Origin of the sequence: Paraburkholderia sp. GAS41 (assembly GCF_050436545.1) — a bacterium.
Lineage (GTDB): Bacteria > Pseudomonadota > Gammaproteobacteria > Burkholderiales > Burkholderiaceae > Paraburkholderia.
On sequence record NZ_JBNDMK010000001.1, the window covers coordinates 546,688 to 564,890 of the forward strand.

12 protein-coding genes are annotated in these 18,203 nt (G+C 63.4%); 5 read left to right on the forward strand and 7 right to left on the reverse strand.

Annotation, left to right across the window (positions count from 1 at the left end; genetic code table 11):
* Positions 1-68: 68 nt before the first annotated feature.
* From P3T43_RS02430 to P3T43_RS02445, 4 genes are all read right to left on the reverse strand, one after another.
* The gene (locus P3T43_RS02430) at positions 69-1,406 is read right to left on the reverse strand and encodes a TAXI family TRAP transporter solute-binding subunit (protein ID WP_429279421.1); all 1,338 of its coding nucleotides are present in this window, start codon (positions 1,404-1,406) and stop codon (positions 69-71) included.
* Between the two features lie 323 nt (positions 1,407-1,729).
* Positions 1,730-2,095: a hypothetical protein gene (locus P3T43_RS02435; RefSeq protein WP_429279422.1), complete on the reverse strand. Its 366-nt coding sequence runs from the start codon at positions 2,093-2,095 to the stop codon at positions 1,730-1,732.
* 142 nt (positions 2,096-2,237) lie between these two features.
* Positions 2,238-2,804 carry an acyloxyacyl hydrolase gene (locus P3T43_RS02440; protein WP_429279423.1) on the reverse strand — a complete coding sequence of 189 codons (567 nt, stop codon included), beginning with the start codon at positions 2,802-2,804 and terminating at the stop codon, positions 2,238-2,240.
* 480 nt (positions 2,805-3,284) lie between these two features.
* A complete protein-coding gene (locus P3T43_RS02445; RefSeq protein ID WP_429279424.1) occupies positions 3,285-4,778 on the reverse strand; it encodes an MDR family MFS transporter in 1,494 nt (497 codons plus the stop codon).
* Between the two features lie 719 nt (positions 4,779-5,497).
* On the opposite strand from P3T43_RS02445, the gene P3T43_RS02450 reads away from it, so the two are divergent.
* A complete protein-coding gene (locus tag P3T43_RS02450) occupies positions 5,498-6,898 on the forward strand; it encodes an MFS transporter (RefSeq protein ID WP_429279425.1) in 1,401 nt (466 codons plus the stop codon).
* 128 nt (positions 6,899-7,026) lie between these two features.
* Here the strand turns inward: P3T43_RS02450 and cobA are convergent, their stop codons facing one another.
* The gene (gene cobA / locus P3T43_RS02455; protein WP_429279426.1) at positions 7,027-7,836 is read right to left on the reverse strand and encodes a uroporphyrinogen-III C-methyltransferase; all 810 of its coding nucleotides are present in this window, start codon (positions 7,834-7,836) and stop codon (positions 7,027-7,029) included.
* Between the two features lie 617 nt (positions 7,837-8,453).
* On the opposite strand from cobA, the gene nirB reads away from it, so the two are divergent.
* From nirB to P3T43_RS02470, 3 genes are read left to right on the forward strand one after another with little or no spacing between them, the layout of a single operon-like run.
* Positions 8,454-10,997, forward strand: a complete 2,544-nt coding sequence (gene nirB, locus P3T43_RS02460) for a nitrite reductase large subunit NirB (RefSeq protein WP_429279592.1) — start codon at positions 8,454-8,456, stop codon at positions 10,995-10,997.
* A 44-nt stretch (positions 10,998-11,041) separates the two neighbouring features.
* Positions 11,042-11,389: a nitrite reductase small subunit NirD gene (nirD, locus tag P3T43_RS02465; protein WP_429279427.1), complete on the forward strand. Its 348-nt coding sequence runs from the start codon at positions 11,042-11,044 to the stop codon at positions 11,387-11,389.
* Positions 11,390-11,405: 16 nt separating this feature from the next.
* On the forward strand, positions 11,406-15,599 hold the full coding sequence (locus tag P3T43_RS02470; protein ID WP_429279428.1) for a molybdopterin-dependent oxidoreductase: 4,194 nt from the start codon (positions 11,406-11,408) through the stop codon (positions 15,597-15,599).
* A gap of 61 nt (positions 15,600-15,660) precedes the next feature.
* Here P3T43_RS02470 and P3T43_RS02475 read toward each other — a convergent pair whose 3' ends face one another.
* Both P3T43_RS02475 and P3T43_RS02480 read right to left on the reverse strand, forming a co-directional pair.
* On the reverse strand, positions 15,661-15,819 hold the full coding sequence (locus tag P3T43_RS02475; protein WP_429279429.1) for a hypothetical protein: 159 nt from the start codon (positions 15,817-15,819) through the stop codon (positions 15,661-15,663).
* Between the two features lie 90 nt (positions 15,820-15,909).
* Positions 15,910-16,164 (reverse strand): DUF4148 domain-containing protein, encoded by a 255-nt coding sequence (locus P3T43_RS02480; protein ID WP_429279430.1) that lies wholly within the window; start codon positions 16,162-16,164, stop codon positions 15,910-15,912.
* Positions 16,165-16,534: 370 nt separating this feature from the next.
* Here P3T43_RS02480 and pgm point away from each other — a divergent pair, with 370 nt between their 5' ends.
* On the forward strand, positions 16,535-18,196 hold the full coding sequence (pgm, locus tag P3T43_RS02485) for a phosphoglucomutase (alpha-D-glucose-1,6-bisphosphate-dependent) (RefSeq protein WP_429279431.1): 1,662 nt from the start codon (positions 16,535-16,537) through the stop codon (positions 18,194-18,196).
* Positions 18,197-18,203 lie beyond the last annotated feature (7 nt).

Genomic DNA, 18,203 nt, shown 5'->3' on the forward strand with positions numbered 1-18,203 from the left:
TTCGCCGCCGTGGGCTTAAGGCGTGCCGGCTGATTGCCCGCGACGTCTGAGGCGCCATGCAGCAGACGTCAGGCGTTTCCCTGCATGAGGCGCGAGCGGACGAAGCCAACGTGCTCGCGCAAGACATAAAACGTGTCGGCATAGGCGAGCGGCATGCGCAGGCTGTTGAGCGACTCTTCGATCTGATCGAGTTCCTGGAACAGCGCTTCGCGCTCGGCCTGCGTCGGTTCCTTCAAGGCTTCCCGTTCGACCGCAATCAGCGAGCCGTAATAACGATAGATGCGCGACCTCACGCGCCAGCGATACAGGCCGGGGATCAGACGCAAGGCCGGAAACAGCAGCACCGCCACAGGCAGCAGCAGCACCAGCGTGCGATCGCCGACGCTCGCCAGCCAGAACGGCAGATTACGATAAAGAAAGCTTTTGCCGGTCTTGTAGTAGCGCTGTGCATCTTCGCTGATGGGGTATTCGTGCTCGACCGCGTTGGGAAATTGACCTGCGTGCTGCAGGAGACCGGGCATGCCGTGAATTTCCTGCGCGGCTTCGATCAGCAGGTCGGAGATAGCGGGGTGCAGGTTGGTGCGGGCCACGATCTCCACGGTAGGACTGATCAGATGGACGGTGTCGGCCGGTATTTTGTGCCGCAGATCGAGCACGCCGGGCGGTAGGTCGATTTCATCCAGATACGGAAAGAGCCGCGTGTACGCGCTGGCTTCCTCGAAGTCGATCACCGAAATGCCAGGTACGCGCAGCAGCCGCTGCATCAAGGCGCGTGTGGCCGAATCGCCGTTCAGGATGGCCGCATCGACCTCGCCGGAGACGAGCTTGGTCGCCGCCTGCAGTCCGTCGTCGGGGAGCAGGGTGGTGTTGCCGCCCGGTCTGATGTCGTTCGCCTCCAGCAGTTTGAGTGCGAGCTCGCGCGTGCCGCTGCCTTCGCGGCCAATGGCGATCCGTTTGCCTTCGAGTTGCGCGAGGCGCGTGATGCCGGTGCCGCGATAGAAGACCACCAGCGGGTCGTAGAACACGCTGCCGAGCGACATCAACGACGATGCGGCGAGTCCGTCTGCGACGCCGCCCTGTACCAGCGCGATATCCACGTGCTGTTTGGGGTCCAGCAGACGCCGCAGATTCTGCAGCGAGCCGTCCGACTCCAGCACCTTCAAGGTGACGCCGTTGCGGGCGAGAATCTTTTTGTACTCGTTGGCGGCGAGCAGAAACGAACTGTCGTGAGGACCGGCGCTCATCGTGATCGTATGCGGCGGCGCCGGATCCACCAACCAGATCACCAGGGTAATGACCACCACCACGAAGATGGCGATCGGCGCGAAGGTCAAGGTCAGATCGCGCAGATCGGCATGGGAATGCTCGCCGGGAAAGGTCGGAGGGCGCGGGCGACGATGTCTCATATCAGTCCGTTCGGGGGCGGGGCCGGTCTTATTGGGCGGGTAACCCGTGTCTGTGCGTATAGCGTAGCAGGATTGGCTATCCTCTGATGTTTGCCGTCTGGGGGAAAGTGTTAATCAGGATCGCTTAGCAAAATCCCGCGGCATGCTCGCTGTCGCATACGCCTGAACGAGCTTTAAGAGGCGAGCGGGACGACCGCACCGCCGCGCGAGGGGTGCGGCAACGGCAAGCCGTACGGCCCAGTCTGCGTGCGCGCCGTACTGTAGGTGTGCGTACGCGGGGCGCTACGCGAGAACCCTGCCGTGGCGGCGGCATCGCCTCGCGGTCAGTCCGCGATGCGTTTGTCCGCCAGGGCGTACTGGCAGTCGGCCAGCACCTGGGTGACGAGCCGGGCCTGAAAATTGAGGTCGTCCGTATCGAGGATTTCTTCGACTGCGTCGCGTGCCCACTCCGTCTCGACAAAGCGCGCGTGCCGCCCGGCAATCTCCAGCGCGAGGGCCGACAGCCTCGCGACACTCAGCCAGTCAGCTTCCCGTAAGTGTCGATCGAGCCACTTGCGGGCTGCCTGCACGTAAAAGGCCGGTTCCGGCCAGCTCTCGTTCAGGTACCAGGCGCCGAGGCTCCCGCAGGTGAGCCAGCACAACAGTTCCACGCGATCGCGTGGGCTCAGATGAAGGCGTACGTCACTCATGGCGACACTCGCTACGCGGAGTTGCATTCGGTTCGCGACGGTGCGTGAACCGTCCTTTGAAGTCACTCCACGATAGCACGCACTGGCGGGACGCTGTGAACACCGCGCGGCAACTGTCTCCTGGAGAGCAGTTGCCGTGGGCTCAGAAGTTGTACTGCAGATAGATCTCGCTGAAATTGGCGCCCGGGTTCGGATGGTCGATACCGGCATTCGACAGATGCTGGAAGCGGAACCCGGCCTGATACTGCTGATGCCCGCCGAACTGCGCGCCGACGCCGACCATATCGGCAAACTGGAACGACGATGAGAAGGTGCGCGTCTCGGTCTCTCTCACATGGGAGAGCAGGCGCACGCCAACGCCGGCTTCGACGTACGGGCGAATCCAGCCCGAGCTTCTGATGAAGCGGAACACCGGCGTCAGGCCGAATTCCCAGATACTAGAATGAGCCGCTTCGCTTTCCTGAATGTCCCAGTAAGCCGCATGCGCTTCGCCGACGACAGTAAAGTGAAAGCCGCCGATTTCCCACCAGCTTAATCCCGGGTCCCAGACGAAACCGAGATCGGCCTTTTTTATATCGTGATCGGCCACGCCACCGGCAATTTGTACCCCGAACTGATCGGCATGAGCGCTCGCTGTACCGATCGTCAGCGCGCAAAACACCATGGCGCGGACACATTTTCTTTGAAGAGACGTTTTGATTGATCGCATGGGGTTCCGACCACTTGAGTGACTTGTTTATTCGAGCAAGCTTTTTTCTTAAGACACACGTGCAAGCGCAGGACATCTTCGTGTTGCTCCGATTGCACGCTTGCCACTGTACAGAGCTTTGCTTGCTTTAGCTGTGCAGCGGGACACACAGGGAACGGCTTTAGCGTCTGGATGATGAAGGGAATTCTAAAGCGATACCCACGCGCGCAATGTTGGCTCGAAGGCAAATGAGTTTGTTGTGTTCCGCAACGATAGGGCTGGAGCTGTCTGGAAGATCCATGCGCATATTTGTCAGAGAATTAAATTCGCTGCGGGGGCAAACACGCGTTTGATACGAGATGCCTGAGTCGCGTTGCGCGTCCTCAGGCATCGTGTCGTATTGATGTCGAGTTGCCGTGATGGTTCGTGCTTTGATCGCAGTCTATCCGAGCTGCGAAAATCGTGCATCGAAGCTGTGAAGGCAACGTCGAAGTACAGCGCCTATTCGAGTGTCACGGATTCGGAGTTCGCCGACGCTGCACGTGTTTCGCCCAGCTTGATTGCCGGGACGATCATCACCGAGACGACGGCCAGAAACGAGATCACCAGAATGGAAGCGAAGGTCAGATGCAGCGATTGATGCAGGGCGAGCCGCACGGCCGCACCACTCGCCGTGCTGCCCGGCGCGGCATCCAGAATCTGGCGCAGCTGATCCGCAGTCACCGCGGCGATACCAGACGAATGCGCGAGCCCGTAGTTGAGCACTGCGCCGAACATCGCAGCGCCGAGCGTGCTGCCCAGGTTGCGCGAGAACAGATTGGATGCGGTGGCACTCCCGCGCTCGGACAGCTTGACGATTTCCTGAATCAGGATCAACGAGCTTACGCTGACGATCCCCATGCCGAAGCCCATCACCAGCGAACCGAGACCGGCAACGACCGGGCTGCTTTGCGGCGACAGGATAGCGAAGAACACGGCGCCCGCCGGAAGAAACAGACTGCCGCCGATCAGGGTGCGCCGCAGCCCCAGCCGATGGAAGGAGCGCGCGGCAAAGGTGGCGCCGCTCGGCCAGCCGACCATCATCATCGTCAGCGCGAGGCCGGCGATGACTGGTGAGCGGCCCAACACGCCTTGCACGTACATCGGCAGAAAACTCGTCAGGCCCATCAGCGCCATGCCCGATAACACGGTGGCGAGGTTGCACGCGGCAATGGGCCGATGACCCCACAGCGCAAACGAGATCATCGGATCGGCCGCGCGGCGCTCCTGCCATACGAACAGGATGCCGCACACGACGAACAGCGCGAACTCGAATCCGACGAGCGTGTTGCTGGAGCTGCCGGCGTCGGTGAGTGCCATCATCAGTGCGCCGATCGAGACGGTGAAGAGCGTCGCGCCGGCGATATCGATCGAGGGGCGCTCGTGCTTTTCGTGTTCGTGCAGAAAGGCGATGAAGCCGGCCGCCGAAGCGAGACCAATGGGAATGTTGATCCAGAAGATCCACGCCCACGACAGATCGCGAATCAGCAGACCGCCTGCCATGGGACCGACCACCGCGGCGATGGCCCACACGCTCGCCAGATAGCCCTGAATCTTGCCGCGTTCGCGAGCGGGGTACAGATCGCCGACGATGGTCAGCGTGACCGGCTGAATCGCGCCGGCGCCGATCCCCTGGATCAGGCGAAACACGATCATCGACGGCATGGACCAGGCGAAGCCGGCGAGCACCGAGCCCACCAGGAAGATGGCGATACCGATCAGGGCGATGGGCTTGCGGCCGTACAGATCGGCCAGCTTGCCGAACACGACGGTCATCGCGGTCTGTGCGAGCAGAAAGGAGGAGAACACCCAGCTATAGAGACGCAGGCCGCCGAGCTGCGTCACGATCTGCGGCATGGCGGTGGAAACGATGGTGGCTTCGATCGCCACCATCGCCATCGATGCCATGACCGCGGCGATTACGAGAGGTCGTACTGTCCTGGGATGCTGTGACATGCCGTCTATATGGAAGAGGGGAAAGCCATGCGCCTTCTGAAGGCCGCTCGAACGCGTAGCAGGTGCGATGCGGGCAGCGTCGGCATTCCGGAAGGTGCGCACCGTGAGGCGGTCTTTCTGGAACGACAGGGACGCTACGCAGCGTTTGCTTAAGCGGGAGTACGGATGTTACCGCGTCATCGCAGGCGTTGCTGCCTCGCCGTCATGCGATCTTTGCCATAAGCGCGATGCCATGACATGGTGCGACGCACCACAAAATTGCACCAACTCAAATCATCCCGCGCCGCGAAGGCGCGTGGCCGGTCCGCGGCCACGCGCTGGAGGTGCTGTATGAAGGCCGATTTTTTCCGCCTGGCCATGCCCTGCGAAACGCTTCGCCTTCGGGGCGCCGAGCCTTGTCCAGCCGCGCTTTCGTCGATGACTGCGCGCGCTGGCCGCCGCCGCTATTCCGTTGCGCACGCAACCTTGCTCCCCGTCATGGCATGTCTATTGCATTGCAACGCATCGAGGTCAATGGCGGTCTCAACGTATTGAAACTTGAGGGGTCGCGCGTTTGTCGCGGCCCACAGGGACAACGGCGTCCCGAGTATCCAGCAGCCCATCGAGCAATCGGTGCGCGCGCTGGGCACTCGGGACGCTTTTTTTTGCGCTGTCATTTCAAGGTCGGCACGGCGGTGCCGATCGCGCTCTTCACCCGCTTCACCCTGCGAGAGAGACCCATGAAACATCTTTTGAATTCGCTCACGAGCGGTAACTGGCGTGCATTGCTAGCGTGCTTTCTGTACTTCGACACCGGCTTCACGGTGTGGGTGATGTTCGGCCCGCTCGCTCCGTTCATTCACAAGGACATTGCGATGTCGCCCGCGGAGCTGGGCTTTCTCGTCGCGGTGCCGGTGCTCGGTGCCGCGATCCTGCGCGTGACCCTCGGCAATCTGTACCAGGCCTACGATGGCCGCCGCATCGCGTTGCTGGGGGTGGCGCTCTCGGCGCTGCCGTCCGTGATCCTGCTGGTATCGCCGACGCCGCCTTCCTATGTGATGCTGCTGGTGCTGGGCGTCTTCCTCGGCGTGGGTGGCGCCAGTTTTGCCGTGGCCTTGCCGATGGCCGGCAGCAACTATCCGCCCAAAGTGCAAGGTCTCGTGCTGGGCCTCGCCGCCGCCGGCAACATTGGCGCCGTGCTCGACGGCTTCCTGTTCCCGGGCATCGCCGACCAGTACGGCTGGACCAGAGCCGCCGGCGCGGCGCTGCCGTTGCTGGCGTTGGCCGCCGTGGCGGTGTTCTTCCTGGCGAAGGACCTCGGGCCGAAATCGGGCAGTGCGCCGCGCGCCTTGCGCAGTTTTCTGATTACGTTAGTTGGACTGATCGTTCTCGTGCTGGCCGTGCATGCCGGTGTCTTCGGCGGCGGTAAAACGGGCGTGCTGCTGTTGCCGGTGCTGGGTGCATTGCTCGCCATTGCGGTGCTGCCCAGGCACTATCGCAGCGTGCTGACGGAAAGCGACACGTGGGTGGTGATGCTCGTGTATAGCATTACGTTCGGCGGCTTTGTCGGCATGTCGTCGTATGTGACCACGCTGCTGGTCTCGCTGTACCAGTTGCCCAAGCTCGAAGCGGGCTTGTTCATGTCGCTGCTGGCCTTTACCGGCGCGTTGGTGCGCCCGCTTGGCGGCTTGATCGCCGATCGCATTTCGGGCGTGCGTGCGCTGGTGCTGCTGCTCGCCGGCATCTCACTGTGCGACTTCGCGTTCGCCGCATGGATGCCGCCGCTGCCGGCCGGCATTGCGCTGCTGGTGGCGACTTACCTGTGCTTTGGACTCGGCAACGGTGCGACGTTCCAACTGGTGCCGCAGCGCTGGAAGGGCAAGACCGGCCTGATGTCGGGGATCATCGGCGCGGCCGGCGGCATCGGCGGCTTCTATCTGCCGGTCATCATGGGCATGGCGAAGGAAAGCACCGGTAGCTATCAGATGGGTTTCGCCACCTTCGGCGTGCTGTCGGCGCTCGCTTTCGCATTGGTCGCGCTGCATCGCGCGCGCTGGCTCAAATGGGCGTTGCCGGCGGAGAGCATGATCGTCGCCACGCCCCTTTCGGTCGCAGGTGTGCGGGTGGACAGCGGGGCGTGAACTGGGCGGCAAGCATGCCGCATCGCTGGGGTTCGTGAACAGAGGCTCGTGTCGTATGACACGGGCCTTTTTGACTCTGGCGTTCTTGTTAGCCGGGTGAACAGCGTGCTAATGCGTGAGTCGTCAACTCACGCGTAACGGCGCTCGTGTTCAGAAATAGCAGGCGCTGCAACGTCCCCGTGCGCGCGAATCGCCTGTCCCACACTCACCATCGCCTCGCCCATCGCATCGCCCACGAGGATGACGGCAGGGCTGCCAAGCCCGGCTTCTCGCGCGGCAGCAGCAATCGTCGCAAGTGTCGCCAGTACGTGGTGTACGTCGGATGTGCCGGCGGACTGCACCACCGCCGCGGGCGTGGCGGCCGGCATGACGGTGAGTAGCGCGGCGCAGATGCTGTCGATGCGGCTCATGCCCATATAGATGGCCAGCGTTGTTCCAGTCGCGGCAAGCGCAGCCCAGTTGGGTTCGCTGTGGTCGCGCAGGTGCGCCGTGATGAACGTCACGCCCTGGCAGTGGTCGCGATGCGTGAGCGAAATGCCGAGGCTGGCGGCCGCCGCGAACCCCGATGAAATGCCGTTGACGATCTCGAACGGAATCTGTGCGCGTCGCAATTCGCTCAACTCTTCTCCCGCGCGGCCGAACAGCAGCGCGTCGCCGCCTTTCACGCGGACCACGTGCCGTCCCGCGCGCGCATAGCGCAATATCAGCCGCTGAATGAAGGCTTGCGGCGTGGACTTGCAGCCGCCGCGTTTGCCGACCCGGATGACGCGCGCCTGCGGTGCGAGCGACACGATCGCGGGGTTGACGAGATCGTCGAGCAGCAGGATGTCCGCGCTCGCCAGCAGCCGCGCGGCCCGGATGGTAAGCAGATCGAGCTCGCCCGGACCTGCGCTAAGTAAGGTGACCTTGCCGGTTGCCATGATGATGTCCTGGTTCATGCGCCGTGGTTGCGGTGTTCAGCCGATGTGGGTCGCCGAATGCAAACGGCGTCCGCTCGTCGTGTTGAACGAGGGGACGCCGTTGTCCTGAGCTTGCGTGATGGGTGCGCCGCGTGGGTTATGCCGCCCACATGGTCGCGTGATTTGGTGCGCCGACATCGTTGCCGGGCATTCTATCAAAGGCAATATCCAGGCCATCTGAAGAAATCCTCGCGCTGCCTGAGGGCAGGGACGCAAGCGCCTGCTTTAAGTGCAAGCCGCTGCACGGATGAAGTGCTGCACCGCACCAGCGTTGTGCCGTCCCGCCTCAAAATGCATCGCCCCGCAGCGCGCACCGGTAGCCCCTGAAACAGGTGAGAAGCCCGCCGTTACGGCCGGCCGCGCCAGAGCTTCCCCGCATGGCATAGCCCTTGCATAAGAGTGCGTGGCGGATCAACGATGATCCGGCCAGTATTGCAGCAAAAGTCACTCCTAGATTACGGGCTTTTGGACAACGGCGTCCCCCGAATTCAGTCGCATCGACGATTGGATCCGCGGGACGCCTTTTTATTTGCCGGACGAAAATCATGTCGCGAATCGAGCTGAAAACCGGGCTGAACCCTGAAGAAACCCCTGTCATGAACGTGGTAGTCATCGGCCACGGGATGGTGGGTCACAAGCTCCTCGAATGTCTCGTGGACGAAGCAAGGTCGGCACTGCATATCACCGTGCTGTGCGAAGAACCGCGTCCCGCCTACGACCGCGTGCATCTGTCCGAATTCTTTGCCGGCAAATCCGCGGAGGACCTTTCGCTCGTGAAGCCGGGCTTTTTCGAGCGCGAGAACGTCCTGCTCAAGCTCAATGCCAAGGCGGTGTCGATCGACCGCGCAGCGCGCACGGTACGCATCTCGACCGGCGAGACGCTGTCGTACGACAAGCTGGTGCTCGCCACCGGTTCGTCGCCATTCGTGCCGCCGATCGCGGGCAATGATCGCGAGGACTGCTTCGTCTACCGCACGATCGAGGACCTCGAGGCGATGCAAGCCTGCGGCGCGCGCGCGAAGACCGGCGTGGTGGTGGGCGGTGGTCTGCTTGGGCTGGAATGCGCGAAGGCGCTGCGCGATATCGGATTGACGGCGCATGTGGTCGAGTTTGCACCGCGTCTGATGGCCGTGCAGGTCGACGAAGGCGGCGGCCGGGTTCTGCGCAGCAAGATCGAAGAACTGGGTGTGCAGGTCCATACCGGCAAGCAGACGCTCGAAATCGTCGACGGCGAGACGGGGACGCATCGCATGCGCTTCGCGGACGGCACGCATCTCGACACCGACATGATCGTGTTTTCCGCGGGCATCCGGCCGCGTGACGAGATGGCGCGTGCCTGCGGCCTCGAACTGGGTCCGCGCGGCGGCATCGCGATCGACGACAACTGCCGCACCAGCGACGCCGACATCTATGCAATCGGCGAATGCGCGGCATGGAACGGCATGGTGTATGGACTCGTGGCGCCAGGCTACGAAATGGCGCGCATCACCGCCAGCCAGTTGCTGGGCGACGAGGCAGGCTTCGCTGGTGCGGACATGAGCACCAAGCTGAAACTGATGGGCGTGGATGTGGCGAGTATCGGCGATGCACACGGCAAGACGCCGGGCAGCCGCAGCTACCAGTTCAGCGACGAGCGCAAGCAGGTCTACAAGAAGCTGGTGGTCTCCGAATGCGGTAAGCAGCTGCTCGGCGCGGTGATGGTGGGTGACGCCGCCGAATACGGCACGCTGCTGCAAATGATGTTGAATCGCATCGAACTGCCCGAAGCGCCGGAATTTCTGATCCTGCCGTCGAGCGACGGCAAGGCCAGGCCAGGACTCGGCGTCGACGCGCTGCCCGAGGCCGCGCAAATCTGCTCGTGCAACAACGTCTCCAAAGGCGCAATCTGCGCGGCGGTAGGCGCGGGCGCGACCAGCATCGGCGCGCTGAAGACTGCAACCTGCGCGGGCACTTCGTGCGGCGGATGCGTCGCGCTCGTCACCCAGGTGATGAAGGCCGAGATGAAGAAGCAAGGCATGGCCGTCAACAACCATGTCTGCGAACACTTCGCGTATTCGCGCCAGGAACTGCATCACATCGTGCGCGTGGAAGGGATCAAGAGCTTTGGCGCACTGCTCGACAAACATGGACAGGGTCTCGGTTGCGACATCTGCAAGCCGGTCGTCGCCAACATTCTTGCTTCGTGCTGGAACGAGTTCGTGCTGAAGAAGGAACACGCCAGCCTGCAGGATTCGAATGACTACTACCTCGCCAACATCCAGCGCGACGGCACCTATTCCGTCGTGCCGCGCATGCCCGGTGGCGAGGTGACGCCGGAAGGGCTGATCACGGTCGGCCAGGTCGCCAAAAAGTACGGCCTCTATACGAAGATCACCGGAGGCCAGCGTGTCGACCTGTTCGGTGCGCGCGTCGATCAGTTGCCGCTCATCTGGGAAGAGCTGATCGCGGCCGGATTCGAATCGGGTCACGCATATGGCAAGTCGCTGCGTACCGTGAAATCGTGCGTGGGTTCGACGTGGTGCCGTTACGGCGTAGGCGACTCGGTTGGGCTCGCGGTGGCGATGGAAAACCGCTACAAGGGTCTGCGCTCGCCGCACAAGATCAAGTTTGGCGTCTCGGGATGCACGCGAGAATGTGCCGAAGCGCAGGGCAAGGACGTCGGCATCATCGCGACCGAAAAAGGCTGGAACCTCTACGTGTGCGGCAACGGCGGCATGAAGCCGCGCCACGCCGAACTGCTCGCCGCGGATCTGGACCGCGAGACGCTGGTGCGCTATATCGACCGTTTCCTGATGTTCTATGTTCGGACTGCAGACCGTTTGCAGCGCACCAGCGTGTGGCGCGACAACCTCGAGGGTGGCCTCGACTACCTGATCGACGTAGTCGTGCACGACAAGCTGGGACTCGCCGCGGAGCTGGAAGCGGAGATGCTGAATGTGGTCGACACGTACGAATGCGAGTGGAAAAAGGCCGTGACCGATCCCGAGACGCGCAAGCGTTTCCGTCATTTCGTCAACAGCGACAAGCTTGACGGCAACGTGACCTTCGTCGAGGAGCGCGGCCAGATTCGTCCCGCGACACCCGCCGAACGCGAGGCCGTCAAGCCATTTCCGGTTCCGGTGGTCGCCGAGACCGTTTGAGTCCGATGTCTACAGCCCCTGTCACTCATTGCGAGGAAACCATCATGAATCTCGAGAAGCCTGCGTCTAACTGGGTGTCGATCTGCGCGCTCGACGACATCGTTCCCGACACGGGCGTGTGTGCGCTCGTCGAGGGCCGGCAGGTGGCGGTGTTCAACGTCGCGCAGGGCGAGGGCGGCGTCTATGCCATCGACAATTACGACCCCTGTTCGCACGCAGCGGTGCTGTCGCGCGGGTTGATCGGCAGCCTGGGCGAGCGCATCGTAGTGGCCTCGCCGATCTACAAGCAGCATTTCGATCTGCGCACCGGCGAATGTCTTGAAGCGCCCGAGCATTCGGTCAGTGCGTTCGCCGCCCAGGTCAAGGACGGCCACGTGTGGGTCGCAGTGTAAGAAGGTCGCGCACGTGATGAGCAACGCAAGCGTCAAGACGGTGTGCCCCTACTGCGGCGTGGGCTGCGGGATGGTCCTGCAGGTGGAGGGCGGCCAGGTCGTCAAGATCTCCGGGGACAAGGAGCATCCGGCCAATTTCGGACGACTCTGTACCAAGGGCTCGTCGGCCCACGTTGCATTGCGCAAGTCCGGACGTCTCGACAGCGCATTCGAGCGTCGCGAGCGCAATAGCGACCCAATCCCGCTGCCGATCGACCAGGTCATTGCCGACACCGGCCGCCGCCTGCGCGCGCTGCTCGACAAGCATGGCCCCGACGCGTTGTCGTTCTACGTCTCGGGGCAGATGTCCATCGAGGCACAGTATCTCGTCAACAAGCTCGCCAAGGGTTTCGTCGGCACCCACAATATCGAATCGAACTCGCGCCTGTGCATGGCGAGCGCCGGCAGCGGCTACAAGCTCTCGCTGGGCGCCGATGGCCCACCAGGCTCGTATCAGGATTTCGACAAGGCCGATCTGTTCTTCGTGATCGGCGCCAATATGGCGGATTGCCATCCCATCCTGTATCTGCGCATGATGGAGCGCGTCAAGGCCGGCGCCAGACTGATCGTGGTCGATCCACGTCGCAACACGACTGCGGACAAGGCGAACCTGTTCCTGCAGATCAAGCCGGGCACCGACCTCGCGCTGCTGAACGGCCTGCTGCATCTGCTGCACGAAAACGGTCATACGAACCCGGCGTTCATCGCCGCCGCGACCCAGGGCTGGGACGACATGCCGGCTTTTCTCGCGGACTATACGCCGGACAAGGTGGCGGCCATCACCGGTCTGCCCGAGGCGGATATCCGCACCGCCGCGCAATGGATCGGCGCCGCGCCGGAATGGATGAGTTGCTGGACCATGGGTCTGAACCAGAGCACACACGGCACCTGGAACACCAACGCCATCTGCAATCTGCATCTGGCGACGGGCAAGATTTGCCGCCCGGGCAGCGGACCGTTTTCGCTGACGGGCCAGCCCAATGCCATGGGCGGCCGCGAAATGGGCTACATGGGGCCGGGTTTGCCGGGCCAACGCTCGGTGCTGGTGGAGGAGGACCGTGCGTTCGTCGAGGACCTGTGGCAGGTCGCACCCGGTACCCTCAGGACGGCGCTCGGAAAAGGCACCATCGACATGTTCTCGCGCATGGCCGAAGGTGAAATCAAGGCCTGCTGGATCATCTGCACGAATCCGGTGGCCAGCGTCGCGAACCGACAGAACGTGATTGCAGGCTTGCAGGCCGCGGAACTGGTGATCGCGCAAGATGCGTTTCTCGACACCGAGACCAATCGTTACGCCGACGTGCTGTTGCCCGGCGCGCTGTGGGCCGAAGCGGAAGGCGTGATGATCAACTCCGAGCGCAACATGACGCTCATGCAAAAGGCCATCGACCCGCCGGGCGCGGCACTGCCGGACTGGCAGATCATCGCGCGGGTGGCCTGCGAAATGGGCTTCGTGGAGGCGTTCAGCTATGCAACGGCTGACGAAGTATTCGCGGAGATCACCCGTGCGTCGAATCCGAAAACCGGCTACGACCTGCGCGGCGCGAGCCATGCACGGTTGCGCGAAACCCCGCTGCAGTGGCCGTGCGCGCCGGATGCGGCGCATGACCGCAACCCGCTTCGTTATCTGAACGACGGCGTCAGTCAGACGCTCAAGGCGTTGCCGGACGGCAGCCGGCCGGCGCTGGTCTTCCCGACTGCGAGCGGCAAGGCTGTGTTCTTCGCGCGGCCGCATACGGAACCCGCCGAACTGCCATCGGCGGAATTTCCGCTCGTGCTGAACACCGGGCGCCTGCAGCATCAATGGCACACGATGACCAAGACCGGCAAGATCCCGATGCTCAACAAGCTCAACGCGAAGCCGTTCATCGAGATTCACCCGGAAGATGCCGTCGCGCTGGGTATCGAAGCGAAGGATCGCGTCGAAGTGCGTTCGCGGCGCGGCCGCGCGGTGCTGCCTGCGGTCGTGACCGAGCGCGTGCGCGCCGGTTCATGCTTTGCGCCGATGCACTGGAACGACGTGTATGGCGAAGACCTCTGCATCAACGCGGTGACCCACGACGCAGTCGACCCGATCTCGCAACAGCCGGAACTCAAGTTCTGCGCCGTCGCGCTCACGCGCGTCGCAGCGGAACCGCTCACCGCGCCAGACGATTCGGCCGGCTCCGACACCCTTCACTCCGGCATCGAAACCGCGGCCCCGGCGCTCGCGGCGGATGTCAGTTCTACCAAGGAAAGGGACATGTCCCGTATCGACGCCCTCGTACACCTGCTCGGCATGCCGGAAGTGCCCGCGCCGCAGCTCGACGACGCTCAACGTGCCTACGTAGCCGGTTTCGTCGCAGGACTGCGCGGCAGCCCGCGTGGTGAAGCGAACAGCGTGCCGCTGCTGCCGGCGAGCGCGCCGCTGCCGCTCGCCACCCGCCTGTGGTTCGACGGCATGCTCGCCGGCCTGTACAGCCGTACGGATCGTGCGGATACCGGCACGCCGTCGCTGGTGACGGCGGACGCGACAGCCTCTTCATCCGCGGTGCGGATCGCGCGGGCGCGGCCGAAGGTGCTGCTGCTGTGGGCCTCGCAAACGGGCAATATCGAATCGCTGACGGAGGCATACGCGACCCAGCTGATGGAGTCGGGGTTCGAGATTCGCACGACCTGTATGGCGGATTACGATGTTTCCGCGCTGGCGAAAGCGCAATACGTGCTGCTGATGTCGAGCACCTTCGGCGATGGCGACGCGCCGGACAACGGCGCGAGTTTCTGGAGCGCGCTGCAGGCTGACAACGCACCGCGTCTCGACACGGTGCGCTATGCGGTGCTGGCGTTCGGCGATCGTAATTACGATGCGTTCTGCGGCCATGGCCGTGCACTGGATAGGCGCCTGGCGGAGCAGGGCGCGCAACGCCTGTTGCCGCGCGTCGACTGCGATTCCGAGTTTCAACCGGCGGCCAACGCGTGGCTCGAACGGATCGTCGCGCGCATCAAGGAAGAAGACGCCGCACTCCATGAAGTTCCAGCGGACGGCATGATTCCCTCGGTCCTGCCGGGCACGCTCGCGACCAAAGCGCGTCCCGCGGCCTCGCGGCTCGTGACGAACGTGCGGCTCAACAAGCAGGGGGCGTCGAAGGATACGCGCTATTTCTCCTTGTCGACCGCGGGTTCGGGTCTCGAGTATGAGGTAGGCGACGCGTTGGGCGTGTGGCCGAGCAACTGTCCGGAACTGGTCGACGAACTGATCGGCTTGAGCGGACTCGCAGCGGATGCGGCGGTGAGCGTCAGCGGTGTCGGCGAGATGCGCCTCGCCGATGCACTCGGCAAGCACTACGAAATTGCCCGGCCGAGCGCCGAGGCACTGACGTTCATCGCCTCACGCGATCGCAGCGGCGCGCTCGGCGCGTTGCTGGGCGAAGACCGCAAGGCGGATCTGAAGAAATGGTTGTGGGGCCAGCAGTTGGCCGACGTGCTGCACGAGTTCCCCGTGACGCTGACGGCGTCCGAGTTGCTGGGCACGCTCAAACGCCTGCAACCCCGGCTCTACTCGATTGCATCGAGTCCGAAGGCGCATCCGGGTGAAATCCACCTGACGGTAGCGGCGGTTCGCTACAACAACGGCCGCCGTCAGCGCAAAGGCGTGTCATCCACTTTTCTCGCGGATCGCGCGGGTGAAGTCAGTGTGCCCGTGTACGTGCAGAAGTCCGCGCATTTCCGGCCACCGCGCAACGGCGACACGCCGATGATCATGGTGGGCCCAGGCACCGGCGTGGCGCCGTTCCGCGGATTCCTGCATGAACGGCTGGCACGCGGCGACACGGGCCGCAACTGGCTGTTCTTCGGCGAACAGCATGCCGCGACGGACTTCTATTACGGTGACGAACTGGAAACGATGCGCGCGAAGGGCCTGCTCAACCGCCTCGATCTGGCGTTCTCGCGCGATCAGAGCGAGAAGATCTACGTACAGGACCGCATGCGCGAACACGGCGCGCAACTGTGGGCATGGCTCGAAGCAGGGGCGCACTTTTATGTGTGCGGCGACGCCAACCGGATGGCGAAAGACGTCGACGCGGCGTTGAAGGCCGTGGTGGCGACCCACGGAGGCATGAGCGACGGCAAGGCGCAGGACTACGTGAGTGGCATGGCACGCGACAAGCGCTACGTGCGGGATGTGTATTGAGGTGCCTCGATGTCTGCGCATGCCCCGCAGACCTGGAGAAAAACGGCAAGCGGCTCGCCCGTCAGGAGCCGAAGAACGGCGTGCAGTAATCCGGCGGTCCGACGCAGTCGCCGGGACCGTTTGGTGCGCCGTGTAGGGAGGCGCATCCGCACAACGTGGCGCCAGCGGCGACGCACACGGCGAGTCGTACCAGCTTGAAGTAAAAGGTCCGCAGTTTCATGAATTTGATCAGTTTTACAGAGCAATGTGCGCTGAGCCACGCGCTACGCTGGCGCAGCGCCGGGTAGGTCCGCGCGAGGAGCACGCGATATCAATGATGTGCGTACAGCGTGCGGTTCAGGTAGGCACGATGGCCGTCCTGTCCGGCATGGACCAGACTCTGATAGACCTCGGCGTGCGACTTGCCCGCGCTGGCCTGGCCGTCGGCCCACTGACTGCCTTGCGACTGCTGGGCGAGGGTGGTGGTGCCGTTAGCAGGGGCGCTGTTTTGTGCGGGGGCATTCTGAGCCAAAGCCGCACTGCTTGCGAAAATACCGGCTAATACGGCGAGCGTCGTGAGTTTCATCGATTCATCTCCATGCAAGGGCTTGAGGCGACCGGGCTGTACGGCTACGTACGGCCCGTGTGCGTTGTTCAGTGAGACGCAGAATACGGCGCACGCGCTATCGCAACGGGAGCATGAAAATGAAGAGATATTTAAAGTCGCGGGGAATAGATTACGGAGCGGAAAGGCGGACGCGCGACGAAACTGGACGCGGGAGCGTATTGCCGAACGACACTTGGCGCAGGTTTACCGGAGTATGCTCGGGTAATCCGGGACTCCTGAACAGCCCGATAAATGGTCAAATGAGCCTTAATCGCGAGCTTTGACCGTAGCGGTTACAACGGTTCCCATCCCGTTCCAACGTTTTGCGAAGCACAACTGGAGCGCATCCATGAACGTCAGTCCTCTCGCCGGCAAGCTCCCGTCGCACGACATGCTCGTCAATGTCCCCCGGCTCGTCACCGCGTACTACGCCGAACAACCCGACCCGGCGCTGGCCGCGCAACGGGTTGCGTTCGGCACCTCGGGGCATCGCGGCTCGCCGTTCGAGCGCAGCTTCAATGAGTGGCATGTGCTCGCCATCACCCAGGCTATCTGTCACTATCGAAAGCAGCAGGGTATCGATGGACCGCTGTTTCTCGGCATCGATACCCACGCGCTGTCCGAACCCGCCAACGCGAGTGCGCTCGAAGTGCTGGCCGGCAATGGCGTCGAGGTCATGATCGCGCCGGACGGCGAATACACGCCCACGCCGGCCGTCTCGCGCGCGATCCTCGTGTATAACCGTGGCCGCACGTCCGGACTCGCCGATGGCATCGTGGTGACGCCTTCGCACAACCCGCCCGAAAGCGGCGGCTTCAAATACAACCCGCCCAACGGCGGACCGGCTGACGGTAGCGTCACCGGCTGGATCGAGAAGGCAGCCAACGCCCTGCTGGAGAGCGGCCTTAACGGCCTGCTGCGTGTGCCGCTGGCCCGCGCGCTGACGGCGTCGACCACGCACCGGCACGATTACCTCAACACGTATGTCGACGACCTCGCCAACGTGATCGACATGGATGTGATTCGTGGTGCGCCGATCCGCCTCGGCGTCGATCCGCTTGGCGGCGCGGGTGTGCACTACTGGGGGCCGATTGCGGAACGATACGGCCTGAACCTGACCATCCTCAACGGTGCAGTGGACCCCACCTTCCGCTTCATGAGCCTCGATTGGGATGGGCGGATTCGCATGGATCCGTCCTCGCCTTACGCCATGCAGCCGCTGCTCGCGCAGCGCGATCATTTCGACGTCGCCTTTGCCTGCGATACCGATCACGACCGCCATGGCATCGTCACGCGCGGGGCCGGTCTGCTGCCGCCCAATCACTACCTCACGGTGCTGGTCGATTATCTGTTCGCGCATCGGCCCCACTGGCCGGCTGGCGCGGCAGTGGGCAAAACCATCGTCAGCAGCCAGATGATCGATCGCGTCGCCGGCAAACTCGGGCGCCCGCTTTACGAAGTGCCGGTGGGCTTCAAATGGTTCGTCGACGGCCTGGTCGACGGCTCGCTCGGCTTCGGCGGCGAGGAGAGCGCGGGCGCGAGTTGCCTGAGGCTCGATGGCACGGCGTGGACCACCGACAAGGATGGCATCGTGCCCGCGTTGCTGTCGGCTGAAATCACGACACGCATGGGCCGCGACCCGGCCGAAATCTACCGCGACCTGACCCAGCAGTTAGGCATACCGACCGAACGCCGCGTGCAGGCGGCCGCGAACGCAGCGCAGCGGGCCCAACTGGGAAAGCTGTCGCCCGCGCAGTTTCCGCACACCCAGCTGGCCGGCGAAAAGATCGAGCAGGTGCTCGACCGCGCGCCGGCGAATCAGGCTGCGATTGGCGGTATCAAGGTGATCACGAAGAGCGGCTGGTTCGCCGCGCGTCCATCAGGGACCGAGGACATCTACAAGATATATGCCGAGAGTTTCCTGGGCGACGAGCACCTGAGCCGCATCGTTGAGGAGGCCCAGGCGATGGTGGACAGCACGCTTGCGCAACAGGCGACGCCAGGCGGCTAGCGCAAAC

What these genes read in the sequence shown, in the direction of transcription:
- P3T43_RS02430 (WP_429279421.1), bottom strand. Translation starts at nt 1,406, where the DNA reads ATGAGACATCGTCGCCCGCGCCCTCCGACCTTTCCCGGCGAGCATTCC.
- P3T43_RS02435 (WP_429279422.1), bottom strand. Translation starts at nt 2,095, where the DNA reads ATGAGTGACGTACGCCTTCATCTGAGCCCACGCGATCGCGTGGAACTG.
- P3T43_RS02440 (WP_429279423.1), bottom strand. Translation starts at nt 2,804, where the DNA reads ATGCGATCAATCAAAACGTCTCTTCAAAGAAAATGTGTCCGCGCCATG.
- P3T43_RS02445 (WP_429279424.1), bottom strand. Translation starts at nt 4,778, where the DNA reads ATGTCACAGCATCCCAGGACAGTACGACCTCTCGTAATCGCCGCGGTC.
- P3T43_RS02450 (WP_429279425.1), top strand. Translation starts at nt 5,498, where the DNA reads ATGAAACATCTTTTGAATTCGCTCACGAGCGGTAACTGGCGTGCATTG.
- cobA (WP_429279426.1), bottom strand. Translation starts at nt 7,836, where the DNA reads ATGAACCAGGACATCATCATGGCAACCGGCAAGGTCACCTTACTTAGC.
- nirB (WP_429279592.1), top strand. Translation starts at nt 8,454, where the DNA reads ATGAACGTGGTAGTCATCGGCCACGGGATGGTGGGTCACAAGCTCCTC.
- nirD (WP_429279427.1), top strand. Translation starts at nt 11,042, where the DNA reads ATGAATCTCGAGAAGCCTGCGTCTAACTGGGTGTCGATCTGCGCGCTC.
- P3T43_RS02470 (WP_429279428.1), top strand. Translation starts at nt 11,406, where the DNA reads ATGAGCAACGCAAGCGTCAAGACGGTGTGCCCCTACTGCGGCGTGGGC.
- P3T43_RS02475 (WP_429279429.1), bottom strand. Translation starts at nt 15,819, where the DNA reads ATGAAACTGCGGACCTTTTACTTCAAGCTGGTACGACTCGCCGTGTGC.
- P3T43_RS02480 (WP_429279430.1), bottom strand. Translation starts at nt 16,164, where the DNA reads ATGAAACTCACGACGCTCGCCGTATTAGCCGGTATTTTCGCAAGCAGT.
- pgm (WP_429279431.1), top strand. Translation starts at nt 16,535, where the DNA reads ATGAACGTCAGTCCTCTCGCCGGCAAGCTCCCGTCGCACGACATGCTC.